Source organism: Cryptosporangium sp. NPDC051539 (assembly GCF_044454545.1).
GTDB lineage: Bacteria > Actinomycetota > Actinomycetes > Mycobacteriales > Cryptosporangiaceae > Cryptosporangium.
Genome location: NZ_JBITDV010000011.1, coordinates 96,234 through 118,953, shown reverse-complemented (window position 1 = coordinate 118,953; position 22,720 = coordinate 96,234). Strand labels below are relative to the sequence as shown.

The following is a 22,720-nucleotide window of genomic DNA, read 5'->3' as shown; positions in this document are numbered from 1 at the left end:
CGTGCTACACCTGCGGCTGATCGTCCCGACCGACCGGGTCCGACCGGTGCTGGAACTGCTCGAAGGCGACGCGTCGGTGACGCACCTGGTCGTCCTGAGCGGCGCCGCCCGCGAGCCGGCCGGCGACGTCGTGCTCTGCGACGTCGCCCGGGAAGGCGCCAGCGCGGTGCTCTCCGCGTTGCGCGACCTGGGCATCCCCGAGGACGGGTCGATCGCCGTCGAGAACGTGGACATCGTGCTCTCGGCGGCCGGCGAGAAGGCCGAACGGGACGCTCCCGGCCTCGGCACCGACGCGGTGGTCTGGGAGGAGATCGAGCAGCGGGTCGGCGACGAGGTCGAGCTGTCGGCCACCTACCTCGTCTTCCTGACCGTCGCGACGATCATCGCGGCGATCGGCGTCCTGCTGGACCAGCCGATCCTGATCGTCGGTGCGATGGTCGTCGGGCCGGATTTCGGGCCGCTCGCCGCGGTCTGCGTCGGTGTCGTGCTGCGGAAGCGGGCGATGGCGCTGCGGGCGGCGGTCGCGCTCGTCGTCGGGTTCCCGCTCGCCGCGCTGCTGACGCTCGGCGCGGTGCGGCTGCTGGACGTCGTCGGCCTCGTCGAGAAGTCGATGCTGCTCGCCGAGCGTCCGCTGACCGATTTCATCTGGCGTCCGGACGCGCTGTCGTGGGTGATCGGCTTTCTCGCCGGGATCGCGGGCATCGTGTCGCTGACGTCGGCCAAGTCGGGCGCGCTGGTCGGCGTGCTGATCTCGGTCACCACGGTTCCGGCGGCGGCGAACGTGTCGGTCGCGGTGGCCTACGGCGTCTACGACGAAGCCTGGGGCTCCACCGTCCAGCTGGTCGTGAACCTCGTCGCGATCCTCCTCGGCGGGGTGCTGACCCTGCTCGTCCAGCGCACGTTCTGGCGGCAGCGGGCGCTCCGGCCGAAGCGGACCCGCCAGGCCCAGCTCGTGGCGGCACGCGCGCGCCGGGAAGCCCGCAACCGCGACCGGGGCTGAGCCCGCGGACGCCCGCCCCGGTGTTTCGGCCGGGGCGGGCGTCGCGGTACCTGAAAGGCGGAACGGGGCTACCGAGGGCCCGGACCCTCAGAGGTCAGTCGCAGCGCCAGTCGCAGTTGTTGTGGTGGTAGCGGTGCTTGAACGACGGGCAGTCCCAGCGGTGGTGGTACCGGCGACCGCCGTCCCACCAGAAGCCGTCCCGGAGGAACGGACCGCCACCGAAGAAGAAATCGTCATCGTCATCGTCGTCCACGACGATGACCGGGCGGACGATCGGGCGCAGGAGCGCCCCGCCGCCGACCGGGCCGACACCCGGGCTGCCGACCACGGCGCCGTTCGGGCCGAGGTTTCCGATCGGAGCACCGTTGCCGATCGGAGCACCGTTGCCCATCGGAGCACCGTTACCGACCGGAGCACCGTTACCCGTCGGCGCGCCGGCGGCCGGGGCCGCGTTCGTCGCCGGCACGGCGGCCGGGGCCGGCTGTGCGGCGGGGGCCGGCTGTGCGGCCGGGGCGGTGGTGTCGGTCGGCGTCGCGTCGGGCGTCTGAGCCGCCGGAGCGGCCGCTTCCTCGGACGCCGGCGCCTGAGCGCCGTACTTCTTCGAACCGACCGGAGTTCCGTCGGCAGTCGGCACCTGAGCGGCACCCGCGTTACCGCCGGACGGCTTCGATCCCACCGGAACTCCCGGGTCGGTGCCGTCCTTCACCACGCCGGCCGGGTGCCCGGCCTGGTTGACGATTCCCGCTTCCGACGCCTGCGCGGCGGCGGCACCGGCCAGGACGATGCCCGCCGAGACGGTACCGACCTGCAGCGAACGACGAATCCACTTGTTCATCGAATTGGAGACCTCTCCTGAGGTACGTGTGAACTGAGTTAGACACGAGCGGACCGGTCCGCAACGGATGGAAGCGGTGGCTTCGGCCAAACACCGCCGATAACGACACCCAATCGAGCGTCGGAGTGAGTTACCGACGAACTCGGGCAGCGACTTCCAACCCCACAATGGACTGTGGCCGAGCGGACGAAAGACCACGGGAACGGTGCGCGGCGATCGTCGTCAGAGCGAGCGGTTCGCTACTACCCCGCGGCGCGCACAACGCGCCGGTCCGGCAGTACACGAAGCAGACCCCACCCTCGTACGTGTCAACCCCGTAGCTCCACTACTGCCACGGCACCGTCGAGCGCTTGCGGCAGCACCGCTCGATGAGGGGAACTTTGGTGCCAGAACGGACTATTTGCAACCCCTCAACGGGGCGACCGGGTCAGTTCTCCAATTTCACAGATGTGCTCGCCGTTAGGTGAGAAGCGTGACGTCACCACTCTTGAATGATCGTCCGATCACGGCCAGTATTGGAGTGGTGGCGAGTATCACCCTGTTCGACTAGGTGACTCGATATCGACCCCACCGGGTACCGCCAGACCGATATCGTGCAATCAACAGCTGATCGAGCAGGCCGACCGGCCACATCTACACATTTGCTCCGCAGCGGAACTCGGCCGCCCACCGATTCGTTGTCGGACGGGTTATCCACCGTCTGCGGGAATCGCCCGGAACACACCAGGGTGGATGGAAGAAACGTTCCGCACGACTAGTAGGGTGTGGCCACCGATAGCACGACGAGGAGAACATCTGTGGCGCGGAAAGTACAGGTCATGTTGGTGGACGATCTCGATGGCGGCAACGCCGAAGAGACCGTTGCCTTCGCGATCGACGGAACCTCTTACGAGATCGACCTGTCGGGCGACAATGCTGCCGCACTGCGGGAAACGATCAGCAAGTACGTTCAGGCCGCACGGAAGGCCGGACGTGGCGGAACCCGCGCGAATCGTCGTCCGGCCGCCCCGACTCAGCGATCCGGTCGCGAGCAGAACCAGGCCATCCGGGAATGGGCCAAGAACAAGGGTCTCCAGGTAAGCGATCGCGGTCGTATCCCGCAGGAAGTCATTGATCAGTACAACTCCGAGCACTGAGCGTCACCACCGTTAACCCCACTGGGAAGGCGTCCGATTTGCTCGGTCCGTTTTCCCCGAACGGGCCCTGCGGCCCGGCGTGTCGCCCGGAAACCCTCAGCGCGACAGCCGGGTCAAGCGAGTAGTGCGTACTCCAGCGCCGCCCGGTGGTGCGGAAGAGCCAGCACCGCGTCGACGTCGACGCCGGCGAAGTCGCTCGGTTCGTAGATCGTCGAGATGATCAGACGACACGGACGCCCGGCGAGACCCGTGCGGATCCGCTCGACCAACGGCTGGCCGGTCGTGGCCGGTACCAGCGTGTCGATGATGATCGCGTCCGGGGGCCGGCTACTCGCGGCCTCGAGCACTTCGGCCTCGGTACAGACCTGATCGACGCTCCAGCCCAGCGCTTGGAGCTGGAGCGTGAAAAGCGCTGCGAGATCCGGCTGGTCTTCGAGGATGAGCACCCGTCGCGACCCGTCGGACCGCACCGGGAGATCTCCGATTGCGGCCATGTCCCCAGGATTCGCCCTCCGGGTGCGAAGACGGGTGCGGCCGGGGTGCGGCTCGGTTGCAGCGGCGTGCCCCCAATCTCTCGTCCAATCGGCCCACTACCGCTGAGTAACGTTTCCCTCATCGTTACAAGCTGGGACTATGCCGCCCGAAAGGAAACTGCGCCAAAGCGCACCGGTCAGCGCCGACCGCGCGCACCTCAATGCTCCGGGCGGCCTCTTCGGCCTGCAAACCGGAGCAGACGGTGAGGAGGTCGCCGAATGCTCGCGGGTGCCAGGTCTGGCCCAGACACCACGGCAGTGCCGGCGTTTCTCGCCGCTGCGAATTCCGTCCGGCCCGCGGCACCACCGGGTCCGGGCACTCCCCCACCGGGGTGCACCGACCCCGACCGGTGGATGGACGCCTACCTGATCTCCGAAGCCCACCGCGCCGAGAACGGCGTGTGCCGGTGCGGCCGCCCGCTCCCGTGCATCGCCGCGCAGCGGGCCGAAGAGATCATGGCCGAGACCACGGTGGCCGCCCGGGCCGCGGAGGAGGCCACTCGCGCGGCCGAGGCCGCCGCCGCGATCCAGCTGCAGAGGATGCGGGCGATCACCCAGGAGCTCCCGGTGATCCGGGTCGAGCCGGCGCCCGCACCCCCGCCGCCCCCGGTCGGCGCACGGTTCTACCGCGAGCGAAAACCGCCGAGACACCGCGGCTGAGCTGCTACCCCTCTGCCCAGCGAGTGTCCATACTTTCCTCAGCATCCCCTCAGCTCGCCGACGCACTGTTGAAGGCAGAAGAAAGCCACTGAGGAGGAACCTTGATCAGTTCTGGTGTCTCGAGTGCCCGCCGGGCCACCCGATGAGCGCCATCGGGGCCCTGCTCGGGCTCGTCCTCTTCCTGTTCTGGCTCGCGCTGATCGCCCGGATCATCCTGGACTGGTCGGTCGTGCTGGCCGGTCCGCCTGCCTGGGGTGGTTTCCGCGCCAAGGCCATCAACATCGTCACCCGGATCACCGAGCCGGTGCTCGCGCCGGTGCGGCGGGTCGTGCCACCGCTGCGCATCGGCGGGGTCGCGATCGACCTCGCGTTCATCCTGGTGTTCTTCGCGGTGATCATCCTGCGAAACCTGGTGTCGTACCTGTAAGACGTCGTTCGTCGGAACGGCCTCGCCCTCGGCGGGGCCGTTCCTCGTTCCGGGGGGGCGTCATGTCTCAGGCCGCTCCCAGAGGATTCCCGGCTGCGGTATCTCGGTGGACGCGACCATGTACGTGTGCCAGCGCGACGCCGTCGGGCGGAACGCCGCCCGCGTCGACAGCGCGACGAAGATGTCCGCGGTGCCGCCCCGGGTGAACGCGGCGACGTCGTCCCGGCCGTCGCCGTCGAAGTCACCGATCCCGGGGATCGCGTCCTCGGTGGCCCACGACCGCAACCACTCGGACGTGCGGCCGAAGGCCCGGCCGGTCGAGAGCGCCACCGTGACCGCGTGACCCGTTCCGCGGGCGAACGCCACCAGATCCGCTTTCCCGTCGCCGTCGACGTCACCCAGGCCCGGCAACGCGGTTCCGGGGGCGAACCAGCTCCACCGGGCCGCGGGGCCGAACGACGCGCCGGTGGAGAGCGCGACTTCCACCCGGGCGCTGCGACCCCGGCTGAACGACACGACGTCGTCCTTGCCGTCGCCGTCGACGTCCGCCACGGCGGGAACCGCGTCCGCCCCCGCGAACGAGGTGTGCCAGACGGTCGGGGGCGAGAACGAGCCCCCGGTGGAGAGCGCGACCGTGACCGTCGGCGCCGGTCCCCGGGCGAACGCGAGGACGTCGTCCCGGCCGTCGCCGTTCACGTCTCCCACCGCGGGAATCGCCGAGCCGGGTGCGAACGGGGTCAGCCACTCCTGCGCCGGGGCGAACGACCGGCCGGTGGACAACGCGACCGTGACGGACGGCTTGTCGCCCCGGGCGAACGCGGCGACGTCGCTCTTTCCGTCCCCGTCGAAGTCGCCGGCGAGCGGGATCTGGCTCCAGAACGCGAACGAGGACGACCAGAGGTCGCCGATGCCGGCGAACCGCGATCCCGTCGACCGGGCCACGTAGACGTCACCGGCCCGCCCGCGCGTGAACGAGGCGACGTCGTCCTGCCCGTTGCCGTCGTAGTCGCCGGCCGCGCCTACGAACCCCTCGGGTGCCGGCACCAGCGGTGGCTCGGGCGGCAGGTGTGGTCGAGCCGCGGCCCCGGGCCGGGCCGGCAGGGCGGCCGTTGCGATCACTAGAGCTACGATCAGGCATTTCATCGCATTTCGGTCCTTCACCGCACCTGAATAGCACCGGTTCCCCGCCGAGCCCGCGCACCTCGCCGACCGACGGCCGGTGGCCCTCGCAGTTCCCGCCGCCGCGTCGAGCGTCGGGGGCGTCGGAACGGCGGCCCGGGACGGCGATTCGGGGGCGCGGACGGGAAGGGGCCTTTCGGGAATCCCGCAAGATGGGCACCATGTGAAGGCATGGAGAGTGCGCACGGCCTCGCCGGTGGCGGCCGGGCCTCGGTCGAGCCCCGGGTCCTGGCCGCCTGGGACGCGTTCCTGCACTGCGCGGACGCCGCTGACCTGAATTGTGACAGCGGAGCACCCGGCCAGCGCGCCCACGATCTGTGCGTCCAACTCGGACTGTGGACGGAGCACCGGGCCGTCCACGACCTGGTGACCTCGGCCCGCGGGGGCGCGCGGGGCACGCCGCCGGACGTCCACCTGGTGCGGGACGCGGTCGTGGCGACGCACCGGAACGCGTCCCGGGCGGAGGTTCTCTCCGCGCTGCGCCGACGGCGGGACGCGGTCTCGATCTACTTCAAGAACTTCGACGAGGCGCTCGACCTGGCGCCGGCCGTCTCCGCGTTCGGCCGGATACCGCTGCTGTCGGTGCTGGTCGGCGAGGCGTATCTGCTCGCGGTCACGGCGCTCGACCTGGTGCCGTGCGGCTCGCCCCCACCGCCCGAGCCGCTTCAGCAGGCCGGCCTCGCCGCGCTCTGCGAGGTGCTCGGTGCGCTCGCGGTCGACGCCGGGCTCACCGGCAGCGCCGCGTTCCGGACGCCGTCGGGCGGGTGGGGCTTCGCCGCGTCCGAAGACGGCTGGACCGTCCGCGATCTCGGGTCGCAGCTTCCCGGCGGCACCGTGATCGAGGGCGACGAGGCCGACCTGCTCGGCCTCGCGGCCGGTCGGCTCGACGGGCCGAGGCTGCTGCGATCCCGGCGCATCCGGGCCCAGCAGCTCACCGGGTTACTCCGGTTCGCGCCGCTGGCCGACCTGCCCTGGACGCCCGGCGCGACCCTGCTCCGGCTCCCCTAGAACCGGCCGCCGCCCGCGCTCTCGCCGGACAACCGCTGGGCCAGGTAGATCGGCACCACCGACAGCACGATCAGCACCGCGGCCACCACGTTCACGACCGGCGCCTGGTTCGGCCGGAACAGGTTGTTCAGGATCCAGATCGGCAGCGTCGTCGTGCCGGCGCCCGCGGTGAACGTCGTCACGATGATCTCGTCGAACGAGAGCGCGAACGCGAGCAGGCCGCCCGCCAGCAGCGCGGAGCGCAGCATCGGGAACGTCACCAGCCGGAACGTGGTGAACAGGTCCGCGCCGAGATCCATCGACGCTTCCTCGAGGTTGCCCCCGAGCCGGCGCAGCCGGGCGATCACGTTGTTGAACACGATCACGACGCAGAACGTCGCGTGCGCGACGACCACCGTGACGAAACCGAGCTGGAGCCCCAGGACGGTCCGGAACGCGTTGTTCAACGCGATGCCGGTGACGATGCCGGGCAGCGCGATCGGCAGCACGATCAGCAGCGAGATCGAGTCCCGGCCGAAGAACCGGTGCCGCTGCAGCCCGAAGCTCGCCAGCGTCCCCAGCACCAGGGCGACGAGCGTCGCGACCAGGCCGACCTGGACGCTGGTCCAGAGCGCGTCGAGTGCGCCGGTGTTCTGTGCGGTGCGCCGCCACCACTCGAGCGTAAGTCCCGACGGCGGCCAGCCGAACGTCCGATCGGCGTTGAACGAGTTGACGACGACGACGAGCAGCGGAACGTAGACGATCCCCAGCGCGAGGATCGTGATCGTGCGCAGCACGATGCGGGAGGTGCGCGACAGGGTCATAGGTTCTCCAGCGCGCCGGTGCGCCGCACCGCGGCCAGGTAGACGAGCATGATCACGACCGGCACGGTCGCGACCGCCGCTGCGAACGGCAGGTTGTTCGCGGCGCCGATGTTGTCGTAGACGACGTTGCCGAGCAGTTGCTTCGTCCCGCCGACGATGCGCACCGCGATGTAGTCGCCGAGCGACAGCGAGAACGTGAAGATCGACCCGGCGACGACGGCCGGGAAGATCGTCGGGAGAACAACCGTGCGGAAGATCCGGAACGGGCGTGCGCCGAGGTCGCCGGCGGCGTCGAGCAGCGAGTCGGGCAGGCGCTCGAGGCCTGCGTAGACCGGCAGGATCATGTACGGCAGCCAGAGGTACGCGAGCGTCACGGTGGTGGCGGTGAGACCGTAGCCGGGGGTACCGCCGAGCCACGACAGGATTCCGTCACCGGAGAACATCAGCCGCCAAGCGTAGACCTTGACCAGGTAGCTCGCCCAGAGCGGGGTGAGGATCGCGACGACCAGCCACCGCTGTGCGCGGGGCGAGGCGACCTTGGCCATGTAGAACGCGACCGGCAGCGCGACCAGCGCGTCGATCACCGTGACGCCGACCGCGACGCCGACCGTGCGCAGCGAAATCGTGCGGTAGACCTCGCCGGTGAAGAGCTGGGTGAAGTTGTCCAGCGTCCAGGTGCGGACGATCTGCCCGGTGAAGTCGTTCACCGACCAGAATGCCGCCACGAACAGAGCCGCCAGCGAGCCGAGGTAGGCCAGCCCGAGCCACAACAACGGCACGGTGAGCAGCAGCACGAGCCGGGCCCGGGGCCGCCGGTAAAGCGCCGTCGAAGCCCGCCGCACCACTGACGTAGTCATCCACTCCCCGCTCCGCTTGTCGTTCTGGCCTGTCGTTCTGGCCTGTCGTTCTGGCTTGTCGTTCTGGCTTGTCGTTCTGGCTTGTCGTTCTGGCTTGTCGTTCTGACCTGGAGCCCGCTGAGGGCGACGCTGAGATCCGCGCGCGACGACGCCGCGTACAGCTCTCGTTGCGCGCGGCTGTCAGCGTCGCCCTCAGCGGGCCGCCCACTCAGCCTTTGATTTCGGTCCAGGCGGCGGTCCAGTCCGAATAGTCCTTGCACTTCACGTCGGTACGGCCGTCGAGGCACTGGGTGATCGGCGTCGACCAGTACCAAATCTGCTTCGCGTAAGCCTCGTCACCGGCGTGGTACGTCGCGCAGTGGTTCTTGTCCGCGGTGAAGTCACACGCCTTCGCGTTGCCCGGCGACTCGCCGAAATACTCCGCGACCTGAGCGTTCACCTTCGGGCTGATGATGTGGTCGAGCCACTTGTACGCGCACGTCTTGTGCTTGGACTTCGCCCCCACCATCCAGGTGTCGGACCAACCGGTCGAACCCTCCGACGGCAGGATCGCCTCCACCGGAGCCTTCTCCGACTTCGCCACGTTCGCGATGACCTGCCAAGTCGTCCCGATCACCGAGTCACCCGACTTGAACGCCGACACCTCCTTCAGGTAGTCGCTCCAGTACTCGTTGACGTTCGCCTTCTGCTTCTTCAACAGATCGACAGCCGCCCCGAACTGCTTGTCGTCCAACGCGTACGGATTCTTGATCCCCAGATCCGGCTGGTGCTTCATCAGATACAGCGCCGCGTCCGCGATGTAGATCGGCGAGTCGTACGACGTGACCTTGCCCTTCGTCGCCGCGTCAGCCTCGAACACCGCGCTCCAGGACGTCGGCGCCGGCTTCACCACATCAGTGCGATACATCAGCAAATTCGCACCCCAACCGTGCGGGATCCCGTACGAGACCCCGTCGACGCTGTTCCACTTCTGGTCCTTCAAGAACCCGAAGACGTCCTTGTAATTCGGCACCAGAGCCGTGTTCACCGGCTCCACGTCACCACCCGCGATCAACCGCAGCGACGCATCTCCCGACGCCGACACCACGTCGTACTGGCCGGTCTTCATGAGCGACACGGCCTCGTCCGACGTACCGAACACCTTCACGTCGACCTGACACCCGGTCGACTTCTCGAACGGACTCACCCAATCGACCTTCGGATCGTTCGAACCGTCCTCGGCGTACCCCGCCCACGCCAGCACGTTCAACGCACCCTCGGGCGTCCCGAGCTTGTCCAATGCCGACAGCTTCGGCGGAGTGAAACCCGAGTCGGTCTGCGAGGACCCGCTGCCGTCACTGGTTCCGCACGCAGCGGCCGCGAGGACCAGCGCCGCGACCGCCGCACCGGCAAACGATTTGCGTATTTTCACGGGGCCTGCTTTCTCAGGAGGTGGAGGAGAGAGCGTGCGTGCGGTGCCAGCGCAACCGGACCCGGTCGCCGCGATCGATGCCGCTCGGATCGCCTTCGTTCTGCCGTTGCGCCACCAGTTGGCCGCCGGCGTCGAGGTCCACCACGTACCGGGTGGAAGCGCCGAGGTAGATCGTTTCGAGGACGGTCCCGTCGGCGGTCGCCTCACCGGACTCCGCCGGATCGGACACCCGCCCGATCCGGATCTTCTCCGGCCGGATGCTGACCGTGTCGGCCGACCCGAGGATCGTCGACGCGACCTCACCGGACAGCAGGTTCGTCACTCCGACGAAGCCGGCGACGAAGTCCGTGCTCGGCCGCTCGTACAGCTCGGCCGGCCCGGCGATCTGCTCGATCTTTCCGGCCCGGACGACCGCGACCCGGTCGCTCATCGTCAGCGCCTCGTCCTGATCGTGCGTGACCAGCACGAACGTGATGCCGACGTCCCGCTGCAACTGCTTGAGCTCAACCTGCATCTCCAGCCGTAGCGCGCGGTCGAGCGCGCCGAGCGGCTCGTCGAGCAGCAGCACTTTCGGCCGGTTCACCAGTGCGCGGGCCAGCGCGACCCGCTGTCGCTGCCCGCCCGAGAGCTGCCCGGGGCGCCGGTCGCCGAAGCCGGTCAGCCGCACCGACTCCAGCGCCTGCCCGGCACGCTCACGGCGCTCCTTCTTGCCGACGCCCTTGACCTTCAAGCCGTATTCGACGTTCCCCAGCACGGACAGGTGCGGGAACAGCGCGTAGTCCTGGAACACCGTGTTGACGTCCCGGTCGTACGGCGGACGCCGGGTGACGTCCGCGCCGGAAAGCAGCACCTGGCCGCTCGTCGGCAGCTCGAACCCGGCGATCATCCGCAGCAGCGTCGTCTTGCCCGACCCGCTCGGCCCGAGCAGCGAGAAGAACTCGCCGTCGGGGACCTCGAGATCGACGCCGGCGACGGCCTCGACCTCGCCGAACGTCTTGCGCAGCCCGCGCAGTTCGATGGCGGGGGCCGACTCCTGATCGGGACGCAACGGAACTCCTGGGGAAAGGGCGACGTTCTTGTGAACGAGCCGAAACCTATGACGTCATAGTTCACAGCACAACATCGGCCCACCGGAATTTATCGTTGAGTAACAGAGTGCACAAAGGAGGGTCGGAGATGCGTCGGCTCCACCGAGGCCCGCGGTCCGCGGTGTTCGCGCCGCTGGAGAGCCTGAGCCGCACCGAGCTGGTCACCCACCGGCTCGCCGACGCGATCGTGCTCGGGCTGCTCACCCACGACGAGCAGCTACCGAGCGAGACCGACCTGGCCAACGGTTTCGGCGTCTCCACCGTCACCGTCCGCGAGGCGCTCACGACCTTGCGTCAGCGCGGCCTGATCGAGACGCGTCGAGGCCGCGGCGGTGGCAGCTTCGTCCGGTCGCCCGCCGACGACAGCTCCGACGCGCTGCACGACCGGCTCCGCGCGCTCAGCCCCGGAACGCTGCGCGACCTGGGCGACCACTACGCGGCGATCCGCGGCGCCGCCGCACAGCTCGCAGCCGGACGCGCCGACACCGACGACGTCGAACGGCTGTCGGCGGCGGTCGGGATCCTCGATGCGGCCGCTACCCCGGGTGACCGGCGAAGGGCTGACGGGCACTTCTGGATCGAGGTCGCCGCGGCCGCGCAATCGGCCAGGCTGACCCGCGCCGAGATCGCGCTGCAAACCGAGGCGGGCCCGCTGTTCTGGCTGGTACTGGAGCATTCCGACGCGCAGGCCGCGGCGGTGGCCCGCTGCCGGGCGGTCACCGCGGCGGTGGCTTCCGGCGACGGCACCGCGGCGAGGGCCGCGGCCGAGGACCGGGTCGTCGACGCCGTCGCCGACCTGACCGAACGTCACCTCGAATTGGTACGCCAGGCGGCGGATCACTAGGCCCGGGTTGCGGGATGATCCCGGAGTGGAACGCACGCATCCCGCCCGCCTGACGTCGCCGCCGTTGGGGCCCGCCCTCACCGGCGTGGTGACCAAGGTCCAGGAGGTCGTCGAAGAGGTCTTCGCCGAGGTCGCCGCGCTGCGGCAGGGCGCGGAAACGCTCTTCGAGCGGGCCCGGCGGTCCGGCACCGAGGTCGTCCGCGACGATCTCGCCGAGCTGTACCCCACGCTCACCACTCCGGTGCGGACGCCCGGCGGGCCGGCCAAGGGAGCCGGGTTCGTCGCGGCGCCCCATGCGCTCGCCGACGCACCGTGGTGGCTCGAATGGTGGATCCGCGAACCGAGCGGTGAGCCGAGCCGCCTGATCGTCGACGTCGACCCGGACGGCGAGCATTTCCACGACTACACGACGCTGCCCTGGTACCGGGATCCGCAGCGCACCGGCCTGCGTAACGTCACCGGGCCGTACGTCGACTACCTCTGCACCGACGAGTACACGCTGACGTTCACCGAGTCCGTGCGCGACGGCGGCCGGTTCCTCGGGGTCGTGGGCAGCGATGTGGACGTCTCCCGGTTCGAGGTGACCGTGCTGCCGTCGCTGCGCGCGGTGCCGGGGGCGGCGACGCTGATCAACGCCCACGGGCGGGTGATCGCGTCGAACTCCCCCCGGCGCACGGGCGGGTCTCTCGTCCGCGACCTGGACGTCGCCGCACTGTGGGCGTCCGACGACCCGCGACTGATCCCGTGCGGCGACTTCCCGATCGGTCTGCTTCTCGTTCCGTGAAGCGCTAGCTCCACAACGGACGGTTTGCTAGAGGCAGGGCGCGTCGGCCGGCCACCGCTCCGTCAGCACGAGGTGTACGTGTCCGGCCTCCCCGTGCTGCTCCAGACCGGCGTACTCGTGCGAGACCCGGACGAACCCCTCCGGAACCGCGATGGCCAGCACCTCACGGAGCTGACGGCGGGCGTCCTCGTCGGTGGCCGACGTCTCGGTGCCGTCGAGGACCGCGAACAGGTCAGCGGCAAGACCGAACGGCGACGGATCGATGCGGACGCGGTGGCCCGCGCACTCCACCCGGACACCGGCCGGTACACGCTCGCGGTAGTAGCGCGCGCAGGCGTCCAGCCGTCCGGTCTGCTCAGCGGTGGGCGCATCGGCGCCGTACAGCGGTGGTAACAGTTCGAACCGGAGTCCGTCCCAGACCACGCCGTGCCCTTCCAGCGGCACCTGGACGGTCTCGGCACCGACGTCGGAGCGGTGGCGGGCGGTGGCGCGGGCCGCGGCGAGATCCGGTGCCGGACCGAGCACCTCGCCCGAGGAGAGGATCGGTTCCCAGCCGTCGTCGGTGCGCCGGTACGTCACGTCCACGACGTCATCCTGCCGGATCCGGGCTCAGTGAGCGGGGCGGGTGAGCGCGGACAGGATCAGGATGCTGAGGCGGCGGGCCAGGTCGGGGGTGAAGCCGGCGTCCTCGGCCGCCTCCTCGACGATCTGGCCGACCGTGGCGGTGCCGATGCTGCTCAGGTGCGGGAGCGTCGTGGCGGCACCCTCGGTCAGCCGTCCGCGGGCGGCCTGCCGGTTGCGGTGCCAACGGGCGACGCCGTTGTGGTGACGGGTACCGACCTGCCCGAGCACGCCGGTCGCGGCGCAGGTGAGCATCGCCAGCGAGAGCGCGGTGACCAGGTCGGCGTCGTCCCCGCCGAGTTCGCGCGCGAGCGGATCCTGACGCTTGGGCCCGGACAGCGCCCAGTGGATGACTCGTCGGCGGAGCAGTTCGTCGGTGAAGAACCGTTCCCGGACGACCGGGAACCGGTTCAGCTCGGCCGGGGCCAGCTCCCGCACGATCGCCTCCGCCGCGCCGCCCACCGTGTGCGGTCCGAGCTCCTCCGGTTCGAAGTAGTCGAAATACTCGTCGTCGGGCTCGAACTCGTCGTCGAACTCGTCGTGGGAAACCTGGTCGTCCTGGTCCTCGTCCTCGTCCTGGTCCTCGTCCTCGTCCTCGTCCTCGTCCTCGTCCTCGTCCTCGGGATCGTTCCCGGGATCGGATCCGGGCGCGGGCTCGGGCGCGGGCTCGGGCGGGGGATCGGGCTCAGGCGCGGGCTCTGGCGCTTCGGGAACGGCTGCGGCCCGGGCGGCGGCACGGCCATCGGCGGCGCCGGCGAACACCGCGGCCGCCACCTCGGGCTCCGGGGGCCGCCAGGCGGGGACGACGTCCGCGCGCCAGAGGACTTCACCCTCGATGACGGCTCCGGTTCCGAACGGGTCGTGAGCCGGCCTGCGGGGCACCGTGTAGGCGTCGAAGAGCAAATGCGCCGTCGGCACGTCGTCCTCGGCGTACGAGTACCCGTTCACGACGAGGCGGGCCGTCGGCTCGTCGTCCTCGGGATACGCGTCCACGACGAGCCGCGCGGTCGGCGCGTCGTCGTCGTCCGGCCCGCGCGGAACACCGAACGGGTCGGTCACCGGCCGCCACCTCCGTGGAGAACTCGACGCCCTATCGGCTTCCGCCCGATCGAAATGAGCACATCAGGCCCGCCGATACACCCTCTGGCCAGTACGACTACCGTGTCCGCATGGACCCGGCCTCTGCGCAGACCACTTATCTTCTGGTCGACGGCGAGAACATCGACGCCACGCTGGGCAGCAACATCTTCGGCGGACGGCGGCCCAGCCCGCAGGAGCGCCCCCGCTGGGAGCGGGTCCGCGACTTCGCGAGCGAGACCTGGGACCGCCCGGTCAAGGCCCTGTTCTTCCTCAACGCCAGCTCGGGCCAGCTCCCGCTGCCGTTCATCCAGGCGCTGCTGGCGCTGGACTACCAGCCGATCCCGCTCTCCGGCAGCACCGGCGAGAAGGTCGTCGACATCGGTATCCAGCGCACGCTCGACGCGCTCGTCGACCGGCCCGGTGACGTGCTCCTGGCCAGCCACGACGGCGACTTCTTCGAGCAGATCGAGCGGCTGCTCGACGGCAATCGCCGGGTCGGTCTGCTCGGGTTCCGCGAGTTCGTCAACTCGCGCTTCACCGAGCTCACCGCCGAGGGGCTCGAGATCTACGACCTCGAAGACGACGTCCGGTGCTTCAACGCGCGCCTGCCGCGCGTCCGCATCATCAACATCGACCGCTTCGACCCGCTGCCGTACCTCTGACCCAGCGCCCGACGCCCGGCCGCCGGGCGTCAGGGCCACCGGACACTTCCCCTCCCCGGCTCGGTGACCGGTTTGGGCGGCTCGTGACTCTTGGGACGCGAGTTAAGTCGCACATGAGACGTCGCCCTACCCATCCTTGTAACGGAATGCCACCCTGCTCAGGAAGCAGAAGAGCGGTGGAGAGGAAGACCAGTCGGTGGGCAGTCTGATCGGCGCAGCCTTCGGATTCCCGGCGGTGCTCTTCACGTTCGCTCTGGTGGTGGTCGTCGGGTACTGGGTGCTCGTGATCGCCGGGGGGCTCGGCGTCGACGCGCTCGACTCCGACGGAGGTGGAGGTGCGGATGGCGGCGGCCTGCTCGGCGCGATCGGTCTCGGCGGTGTCCCGGCCAGCGTCTCGCTCTCGATTCTGATCGCCGTGGCCTGGTTCACGACCTTCACCGGCAGCGCGCTGCTCGGCAACGACGGGTTCCTCACCGATGTCGGGCTCCTCGTCGGAGCGATCGTCGCCGCCTGGTTAGCCACCAAGGCGCTGGCGCTTCCGCTGCGCCGATTCTTTCCGGACGAGAAACTGCCGTCCCGCTCCGATTTCCTCGGAGAGGTGTGCGTGATCCGGACCGGCCGGGTCGACGGCAAGTTCGGCCAGGCCGAAGTCACGGCCGAGGACGGGTCCTCAGCCCTTGTGCAGGTGCGTCAAACTGGAGAATACGACTTCAGCGCCGGGCAAACCGCGCTGATCTACGACTACGACGCGCAGTCCGAGTCCTTTTTCGTCACGCCATTCGAGGACTACTCGACCGGTCCTCACGCACGGCCCTGAGCTAGCCGGCTCGGTACGCCGACCAAATCTTCCCACTGATTTGAGGTTCGAAGTATGGCCGCTGTTGCCCTCGGCATCGGTGTCTTGATCGCCGTCGCCTTAATCGTCGTCATCGGGTTGACCGTGATGGTCAGCCGGCTCTTCAAAAAGGTCGAGCAGGGTAAGGCCCTGATCGTCTCGAAGGTCCGGAAGGTCGACGTGACCTTCACCGGCGCGACCGTCGTCCCGGTGCTGCACCGGGCCGAGGTCATGGACATCTCGGTGAAGACGATCGAGATCGCCCGGACCGGCCGCGAGGGCCTGATCTGCCGCGACAACATCCGCGCCGACATCCGGATCACGTTCTTCGTCCGGGTGAACAAGACGGTCGAGGACGTCATCAAGGTCGCCCAGGCGATCGGCACCGCACGGGCCAGCAACCAGGAAACGCTGCAGGAACTCTTCAGCGCCAAATTCTCCGAAGCGTTGAAGACGGTGGGTAAGCAACTCGACTTCGTCGATCTCTACACGAAGCGCAACGAGTTCCGCGACCAGATCATCGCGGTCATCGGCACCGACCTCAACGGGTACAGCCTCGAAGACGCCGCGATCGACTACCTCGAGCAGACGCCGCTCACCCAGCTCGATCCGGCCAACATTCTGGACGCGCAGGGTATTCGGAAGATCACCGAACTCACCGCGATCGAGCACGTGCGCACGAACGAATTCCAGCGCACCGAGGAAAAAGAGATCACCCGGCAGAACGTCGATGCCAAGGAAGCAATTCTCGAGCTCCAGCGCCGGCAGGCCGACGCCGAGATCAAGCAACGCCGTGACGTCGAGACCAACCGCGCCCGCGAAGAGGCCGAGATCTCGCGCGTCCAGGCCGAAGAGCGGCTCAAGGCCCAGAAAGCGCACCTGCAGACCGACGAGGCACTCGGCGTCCAGAACCAGAACAAGGACCGGGAGATCGCGGTCGCGGAGAAGAACCGCGAGCGGGTGCTGGCGATCGAGACCGAGCGGATCGAGAAGGACCGCCTGCTCGAAGTGATCGCGCGGGAGCGCGAGACCCAGCTCTCCACGATCTCGAAGGACAAAGAGGTCGAGACCGAGAAGCGGGCGATCGCCGACATCGTCCGCGAGCGCATCGCGGTCGAGCGGACCGTGGCCGAGCAGGAAGAGTCGATCAAGAAGCTGCGCGCGGTCGAGGAAGCCGAGCGGCTGCGTCAGACGCTGATCATCCAGGCCGAGGCCGAGGCCCAGGAGAGCCTGGTCAAGGACATCAAGGCCGCCGAGGCGGCCGAGCAGGCCGCCGCGCACAAGGCCCGCGAGGCGCTCACGCTGGCCGAGTCCCGGCAGCAGGCCGCCGAGCTGGACGCGACCGCCAAGATCCGCCTGGCCGAGGCCGCGAAGGCCGAGGCCGCCGCACCTGGCCTGGCCGCTGTGCAGGTCCGCGAAGCCGAGGCGGACGCGATCGAGAAGGGCGGCATCGCCCAGGCGGTCGCCGATCGCGAGAAGGGCCTGGCCGCGGCGCTCGTCGCCAAGGAGAAGGGCCTGGCCGAGGCGGCCATCGCGAAGGAGCGCGGCCTGGCCGACGCCGTCGCGGTGAAGGAGAAGGGCCTGGCCGAGGCCGAGAGCCTGCGCGAGCGGCTGAAGGGCGAGGCCGAGGGCCTCACCGACAAGGCCGCCGCGATGGCCGCGCTCGACGACGCCACCCGCCAGCACGAGGAGTACCGGCTGCGGCTGGAGGCGCAGAAGGAGGTCCAGCTGGCGAACATCGACGTCCAGCGTCAGATCGCCGAGGCGCAGGCCACGGTCATCGCGACCGGGCTGGAGAACGCCGACATCGACATCGTCGGCGGCGACACCGTCTTCTTCGACCGGCTGATGAGCTCGATCTCGTTCGGCAAGGGCATCGACAAGTTCGTCGAGCACTCCGACGTGGCCGGCAAGCTCGCCCAGCCGTGGCTGGACGGCTCGTCCAGTTTCACCGACGACCTGTCCCGCATCCTCGGATCGGTCGACAGCGCCGACATCCGCAACCTGACGATCTCGGCACTGCTGATGAAGATGATCAAGGGCGGCGGCCCGGATGCGGCGAAGCTCGGTGAGCTGCTCGGCTCGGCCCGTCAGCTCGGCATCGCCGACACCCCGCTCACCCACCTGACCGCCCTGAACGGCGCGACGAAGGCGTGACCGAGGTACTGACCGGTCCCGCACTCGACGTCGGGACTTACGAGGTACTGCGCAGCCGGCTCACCGCGCAAGCGGGTGAGCTGGCCACGCAGGCCGAAGCGCTCAACGCCCGGCGGCTCGAGGTGTTCGGCGGCACCGAGCTCCGGCTCACCGGCACCGCCCAGATCCGCACGACGCACAACTGCGTACCGCGCGACATCGCGGCCGTCGGTGACCGCCTGCTGTTCGGTTACAACGCCTACCTGGGCATGAAGCCCGAGACCGAGGTCGGCGACGTCTTCTCGGTCCACCGTCTCGTCCGGCAGGACGACCGGATCGAGTTCGCCGAGCTCCCCGACGACACGCTGATCAGCGACCCGCAGTTCGTCAAGGACGTCACCGAGCTGTACCGCTACTACCGGGAGAGCCGCCTGCTGCAGTTGCGGCGGCTCGACCCGCAGCTGCTCGCGGTGTTCCGCACCAGTGACCGCGCTGGCGACAACCGCGTGCTGCGCTGGCGCCTCGGCCTCGACGGCGCAGCGAGCTACGAAGACAACAAGGGCGAGCACGACCACGTCCTCCCGGCGAAGCACGACTTCACCTGGGTCGAGACGACCCGCAACGATCACGTCCTCGGCCGGCACCCGCACATCTCGATCCAGGGCGCGGTGTTCGTCGAGACGATCGGCGGCGACCTCACGATCAAGGTCGAGAACAACACCGAGTCCGGCGAGGGCATCTATACCGAGCCGGTCGACGAGCCGCTGCAGAGCCTCGCCGACGCCGACGTGAGCTACGCCAAGATCGGGTCACTGCTCCTCGTCAAGATCCGTCCGTACAAAGAGGATGCCTGGCGCTACCTGGTCTTCAACACGCTGACCCGGGACGTCCTGCGCCTGGACGGGATCGGCCAGGCCTGCCGCCGGCTCCCGGACGACCAGGGCATCATCGTGCCCGGCGGGTACTACCTCGACACCGGCGTCCACCGGGTGTTCGACGCCGACACCGACGGGCTGCAGTTCGAGCGGGAGATCCGCTCGACCAACGGCGAGGACGTGCTCTACGTCTTTCACGACCGCGAGGACGGCCGGTACCTGCTGCTGCCGTACAACGTCATCCGCAAGGAGATCGCGAACCCGATCCCCTGCCACGGGTACGCGTTCTACGACGACGGCACGATGGTCGTGCTGCGGCTCAGCGCGCCCGAGCCGACTCGCGTCCACCAGTTGCAGGTGTGGCAGACGCCGTACGTGTCCGACGCGTACGCGGCGGCGCAGCCGGTCGGCACCGGTCCACTGGAGCGGATCGGGAACGCCGACCTGGTGCGGGGCGTCTCCGACCTGCTGTCGGTCGCGCGGATGGCCGAGGAGACGACGCCGACCGCCGCGGTGTTCGAAGCGCTGATCGGCGCGTGCCGCCGGGTCTTCGACCACTACCACTGGCTGGGTGAGAACGGTCTCGATGCGCCGCTGACGCAGCTCCGGCGGACCGCGGAGCAGGTCCGCGAGGAGTTCGAGAAGGTCCAGACGCTGACCGCCCAGGCCGTCGACGCGCTCGCGTCGGCGCAGGGCGAGGTCGGGACCCTGATCCGGGACGTCCGGACCGGCAGCCCGGCCACCGCCGAGGAGTGGGCCACCCAGCTCGCCGCGCTGCGGCGCGCGCAGGGCCGTGTGGTCGGCCTGCGCGAGGTCCGCTACGTCGACCTGGCCGCGGTCGACGCGCTCGCCGCGGAACTGACCGACGAGCTCGCGAGCGCCGGTCGCCGGGCGGTCGACTTCCTCCGCGGCGACGGCGCCTTCGACAGCTACGAGCAACAAGCCCGACTGCTCACTGCGGACGCCGAGGCGATCGCATCCGTGGCCGAGGCGACGCCGCTGGCCGAGCGTCTGGACCAGCAGTCCGACGGGCTGGCCGTGGTCACCGAGGTGCTCACGTCCCTCCAGATCGACGACGCGACGGTGCGGACCGACCTGCTGACCCGGATCGGTACCGTGCTGGGCGCGATCAACCGGGCCCGGGCGACGCTGGAGGCACGGCGGCGCGAACTGCTGGCGGTGGAGGGCCGGGCCCAGTTCGCGGCCGAGTTCGCGCTGTTCGGGCAGGCCGTGACCGGTGCGCTGGCGATCGCCGACACCCCGGAAACGTGCGACGAGCAGCTCGCGAAGCTGATGGCGCAGGTCGAGTCGCTGGAATCGCGTTTCGGGCAGTTCGACGAGTTCCTGGGCTCGCTGGCGGAGAAGCGCGAGGACGTCTACGAGGCGTTCTCGGCCCGCAAGCAGGCGCTGCTCGACGACCGGCAGCGGCGGGCGAACCGGCTGGCGCAATCCGCCGACCGGATCCTCGGCAGCATCGGACGCCGGGTGCTGACGCTCGGGTCGCTGGAGGACGTCAACACGTACTTCGCGACCGATCCGATGGTCGGGACGCTACGCGGGCTGATCGGCGAGCTGCAGGCGCTGGGCGACCCGATCCGCGCCGAGGAGTTCGAGCGGCGGCTCTCGACCGCACGCCAGGAAGCCGGCCGGTCGTTGCGCGACCGGACCGACCTGTACGACGGCGACACGATCCGGCTCGGGCGGCACCGGTTCGCGGTGAACACCCAGCCGGCCGAACTGACGCTGGTGCCGTCCGAGGGCCGGCCGATGTTCGCGATCACCGGCACCGACTACCGGGCGCCGGTCACCGACCCGGCGTTCGCGTCGACGTCGGAGTTCTGGGACCAGCCCCTGCCGTCCGAGGACGGGACCCTCAGCCGGGTCGAGTACCTGGCCGGATCGCTGCTGCTCGACGGCGTACGGGAGCCGGACCGGGTGGCCGCGGCGGCGGCCGAACGGTACGAGGAGGGGTACGAGCGGGGCGTCCACGACCAGGACGCGGCGCTGATCCTGACCACGCTGGTCGAGCTCTACGAGGGCGCCGGCCTGCTGCGCTACCCGCCGAGCGCGCGGGCGGCCGCGCAGTACTTCTGGGCGTTCGGGGAGCGGGCGCAGTGGCAGGTCCGCGCGCGCTCGCTGACCAGGGCGCGCGAGTTGTTCGGCGCCACCGAAGGGTTGAACGCGCTGGTGGCGGAGCTGGCCGCCGCGATGACGGCCGACGACGGGCCCGACGCCGAGCCACCGACGCTGGCCGCCGAGTACCTGATCGCCGAGTTGGCCACCGAGCCGGTCGGCTTCGTCACCGGTCCGAAGGCCGCCGCGCTCGTCGCCGACTTCGGACGCGCGCCCGGCGCCGACACGCTGCTCGGCGACCTCGCCGCGCTGGGCGACGACCGGCCGGCGAAGCGTCAGCTGGCCGGCGCCTGGTTGCGTGCGTTCGCACCGGGGAGCGCCGACCTCGACGAGGCCGTCGCGCTGCTCCTGATCGGCGACGCGCTTCCCCGCCGGGAGTCGACCGCTTCGGTCGAGGCCGAGGTCAGCGGCCTGCTGTCGGCGCACCCGCGGATCCGGAACCGGACGCTCCCGGTCCGGCTCGACGACCTGCTGACGCGCGTCCGCCGTTTCCGGGACGTCCGGGTGCCGGCGTTCCGGGCGTACCAGAAACAGCGCAACGCGATGATCACCGACGAGCGTTCGCGCCTGCGGCTGAACGAGCTGACGCCGGGCGTGCTGAGCACGTTCGTCCGCAACCAGCTCGTCGACCAGGTCTACCTGCCGCTGATCGGCGACAACCTGGCCAAGCAGCTCGGCACGGTCGGCCCCGACTCGCGGACCGACCAGATGGGCCTGTTGCTGCTGCTCTCCCCGCCCGGCTACGGCAAGACGACGCTGATGGAGTACGTCGCGTCCCGGCTCGGGCTGGTCTTCGTCAAGGTCAACGGCCCGGCGCTGGGCCACGACGTGACGTCGCTGGACCCGGCCGAGGCGCCGAACGCGGCGGCCCGGCGCGAGGTCGAGAAGATCTCGTTCGCGCTGGAGCTGGGCAACAACACGCTGCTGTACCTGGACGACATCCAGCACACGTCTGCGGAGCTGCTGCAGAAGTTCATCTCGCTCTGTGACGCGACCCGCCGGATCGAGGGCGTCTGGAACGGCGAGCCGAAGACCTACGACCTGCGCGGGAAGCGGTTCGCGGTCTGCATGGCCGGCAACCCGTACACCGAATCCGGGCAGCGCTTCCAGGTGCCGGACATGCTCGCGAACCGGGCCGACGTCTGGAACCTCGGCGACGTGCTGACCGGGCGCGAGGAGCTGTTCGGGCTGAGCTTCCTGGAGAATTCGCTGACCTCGAACCCGGTGCTCGCACCGCTCTCGACCGGCGAGCCGTCCGACGTGGAGCTCCTCGTCCGGCTGGCCCGCGGTGACGCGACGGTGCGGCCCGACCAGCTGACGAAGGCGTACTCGTCGGTGGACCTCGAGCAGATCCTGGCGGTGCTCCGGCACCTGCTGCGGGTCCAGCGCGTGGTGCTGACGAACAACACCGCGTACATCGCGTCGGCGGCGCAGGCGGACGCGTCCCGGGTCGAGCCGCCGTACCGGCTGCAGGGCTCGTACCGGAACATGAACAAGATGGCCCAGCGCGTACTGCCTGTGATGAACGACGCCGAACTCGAGGCGGTCATCGACGACCACTACGCGGGCGAGGCGCAGACGCTCGCCGCGGACGCCGAGGCGAACCTGCTGAAGCTCGGCGAGCTGCGCGGGAACCTCACGGAGGCGCAGGCCCGGCGGTGGGCCACGGTCAAGGAGGGCTACCTGCGCGAACGGGCCCTCGGCGGCACCGATGACCCGCTGGGCCGAGCGGTCGGCGCGGTCGGCCTGCTCGCCGACCGGGTCCGCGACGTCGAGACCGCGATCACCCGGCTGCGCCCCTGAGCAGTGGTAG

The 22,720-nt window shown here is 69.8% G+C and carries 20 protein-coding genes; 11 read left to right on the top strand and 9 right to left on the bottom strand.

Annotated elements, in window-relative coordinates; all coding sequences use genetic code 11:
• Position 1 precedes the first annotated feature (1 nt).
• Positions 2-1,000, top strand: a complete 999-nt coding sequence (locus ACIBZJ_RS30895; protein ID WP_395935814.1) for a DUF389 domain-containing protein — start codon at positions 2-4, stop codon at positions 998-1,000.
• Between the two features lie 94 nt (positions 1,001-1,094).
• Here ACIBZJ_RS30895 and ACIBZJ_RS30890 read toward each other — a convergent pair whose 3' ends face one another.
• Positions 1,095-1,835 carry a hypothetical protein gene (locus ACIBZJ_RS30890; protein WP_395935812.1) on the bottom strand — a complete coding sequence of 247 codons (741 nt, stop codon included), beginning with the start codon at positions 1,833-1,835 and terminating at the stop codon, positions 1,095-1,097.
• 797 nt (positions 1,836-2,632) lie between these two features.
• Between ACIBZJ_RS30890 and ACIBZJ_RS30885 the strand changes: the two genes are divergently transcribed.
• Complete coding sequence (locus tag ACIBZJ_RS30885) at positions 2,633-2,971, top strand: Lsr2 family protein (RefSeq protein WP_395935810.1); 339 nt, start codon at positions 2,633-2,635, stop codon at positions 2,969-2,971.
• 113 nt (positions 2,972-3,084) lie between these two features.
• Here the strand turns inward: ACIBZJ_RS30885 and ACIBZJ_RS30880 are convergent, their stop codons facing one another.
• Positions 3,085-3,465, bottom strand: a complete 381-nt coding sequence (locus ACIBZJ_RS30880; RefSeq protein ID WP_395935808.1) for a response regulator — start codon at positions 3,463-3,465, stop codon at positions 3,085-3,087.
• A 393-nt stretch (positions 3,466-3,858) separates the two neighbouring features.
• Between ACIBZJ_RS30880 and ACIBZJ_RS30875 the strand changes: the two genes are divergently transcribed.
• Together ACIBZJ_RS30875 and ACIBZJ_RS30870 are read left to right on the top strand one after the other, a co-directional pair.
• Positions 3,859-4,164 (top strand): hypothetical protein, encoded by a 306-nt coding sequence (locus ACIBZJ_RS30875; protein WP_395935806.1) that lies wholly within the window; start codon positions 3,859-3,861, stop codon positions 4,162-4,164.
• 142 nt (positions 4,165-4,306) lie between these two features.
• Positions 4,307-4,591, top strand: coding sequence for a YggT family protein (locus tag ACIBZJ_RS30870; RefSeq protein ID WP_395935804.1), 285 nt, complete (start codon positions 4,307-4,309; stop codon positions 4,589-4,591).
• Between the two features lie 60 nt (positions 4,592-4,651).
• Here ACIBZJ_RS30870 and ACIBZJ_RS30865 read toward each other — a convergent pair whose 3' ends face one another.
• Positions 4,652-5,710: an FG-GAP repeat domain-containing protein gene (locus ACIBZJ_RS30865; protein WP_395935802.1), complete on the bottom strand. Its 1,059-nt coding sequence runs from the start codon at positions 5,708-5,710 to the stop codon at positions 4,652-4,654.
• Between the two features lie 231 nt (positions 5,711-5,941).
• Between ACIBZJ_RS30865 and ACIBZJ_RS30860 the strand changes: the two genes are divergently transcribed.
• A complete protein-coding gene (locus ACIBZJ_RS30860) occupies positions 5,942-6,778 on the top strand; it encodes a hypothetical protein (protein WP_395935800.1) in 837 nt (278 codons plus the stop codon).
• Here ACIBZJ_RS30860 and ACIBZJ_RS30855 read toward each other — a convergent pair.
• The 4 genes from ACIBZJ_RS30855 to ACIBZJ_RS30840 all read right to left on the bottom strand — a co-directional run bounded on the left by ACIBZJ_RS30855 (position 6,775) and on the right by ACIBZJ_RS30840 (position 10,897).
• Complete coding sequence (locus ACIBZJ_RS30855) at positions 6,775-7,581, bottom strand: ABC transporter permease (RefSeq protein ID WP_395935798.1); 807 nt, start codon at positions 7,579-7,581, stop codon at positions 6,775-6,777. The two genes, ACIBZJ_RS30860 and ACIBZJ_RS30855, sit on opposite strands and share 4 nt — an antisense overlap.
• Positions 7,578-8,438: an ABC transporter permease gene (locus ACIBZJ_RS30850; RefSeq protein WP_395935796.1), complete on the bottom strand. Its 861-nt coding sequence runs from the start codon at positions 8,436-8,438 to the stop codon at positions 7,578-7,580. The genes ACIBZJ_RS30855 and ACIBZJ_RS30850 overlap by 4 nt, the downstream gene beginning before the upstream one ends.
• Before the next feature lie 208 nt (positions 8,439-8,646).
• Positions 8,647-9,849: an ABC transporter substrate-binding protein gene (locus tag ACIBZJ_RS30845; RefSeq protein WP_395935794.1), complete on the bottom strand. Its 1,203-nt coding sequence runs from the start codon at positions 9,847-9,849 to the stop codon at positions 8,647-8,649.
• Between the two features lie 13 nt (positions 9,850-9,862).
• Positions 9,863-10,897: an ABC transporter ATP-binding protein gene (locus tag ACIBZJ_RS30840; protein WP_395935792.1), complete on the bottom strand. Its 1,035-nt coding sequence runs from the start codon at positions 10,895-10,897 to the stop codon at positions 9,863-9,865.
• Positions 10,898-11,025: 128 nt separating this feature from the next.
• On the opposite strand from ACIBZJ_RS30840, the gene ACIBZJ_RS30835 reads away from it, so the two are divergent.
• Together ACIBZJ_RS30835 and ACIBZJ_RS30830 are read left to right on the top strand one after the other, a co-directional pair.
• Positions 11,026-11,781 carry a FadR/GntR family transcriptional regulator gene (locus ACIBZJ_RS30835; protein ID WP_395935790.1) on the top strand — a complete coding sequence of 252 codons (756 nt, stop codon included), beginning with the start codon at positions 11,026-11,028 and terminating at the stop codon, positions 11,779-11,781.
• Between the two features lie 25 nt (positions 11,782-11,806).
• Positions 11,807-12,565, top strand: a complete 759-nt coding sequence (locus tag ACIBZJ_RS30830) for a cache domain-containing protein (RefSeq protein WP_395935788.1) — start codon at positions 11,807-11,809, stop codon at positions 12,563-12,565.
• 27 nt (positions 12,566-12,592) lie between these two features.
• Here the strand turns inward: ACIBZJ_RS30830 and ACIBZJ_RS30825 are convergent, their stop codons facing one another.
• A complete protein-coding gene (locus ACIBZJ_RS30825; protein ID WP_395935786.1) occupies positions 12,593-13,150 on the bottom strand; it encodes a hypothetical protein in 558 nt (185 codons plus the stop codon).
• A gap of 24 nt (positions 13,151-13,174) precedes the next feature.
• Positions 13,175-14,245 (bottom strand): hypothetical protein, encoded by a 1,071-nt coding sequence (locus tag ACIBZJ_RS30820; RefSeq protein WP_395935784.1) that lies wholly within the window; start codon positions 14,243-14,245, stop codon positions 13,175-13,177.
• Positions 14,246-14,355: 110 nt separating this feature from the next.
• Here ACIBZJ_RS30820 and ACIBZJ_RS30815 point away from each other — a divergent pair, with 110 nt between their 5' ends.
• From ACIBZJ_RS30815 to ACIBZJ_RS30800, 4 genes are all read left to right on the top strand, one after another.
• The gene (locus tag ACIBZJ_RS30815) at positions 14,356-14,928 is read left to right on the top strand and encodes an NYN domain-containing protein (protein ID WP_395935782.1); all 573 of its coding nucleotides are present in this window, start codon (positions 14,356-14,358) and stop codon (positions 14,926-14,928) included.
• 196 nt (positions 14,929-15,124) lie between these two features.
• Positions 15,125-15,745: a hypothetical protein gene (locus ACIBZJ_RS30810; protein WP_395935780.1), complete on the top strand. Its 621-nt coding sequence runs from the start codon at positions 15,125-15,127 to the stop codon at positions 15,743-15,745.
• Between the two features lie 54 nt (positions 15,746-15,799).
• Entirely contained in the window at positions 15,800-17,920 is a 2,121-nt protein-coding gene (locus ACIBZJ_RS30805; protein ID WP_395935778.1) for a flotillin family protein, read from the top strand.
• Positions 17,917-22,710 carry a DNA repair ATPase gene (locus ACIBZJ_RS30800; protein ID WP_395935776.1) on the top strand — a complete coding sequence of 1,598 codons (4,794 nt, stop codon included), beginning with the start codon at positions 17,917-17,919 and terminating at the stop codon, positions 22,708-22,710. Before ACIBZJ_RS30805 ends, ACIBZJ_RS30800 begins: the two co-directional genes overlap by 4 nt.
• Positions 22,711-22,720 lie beyond the last annotated feature (10 nt).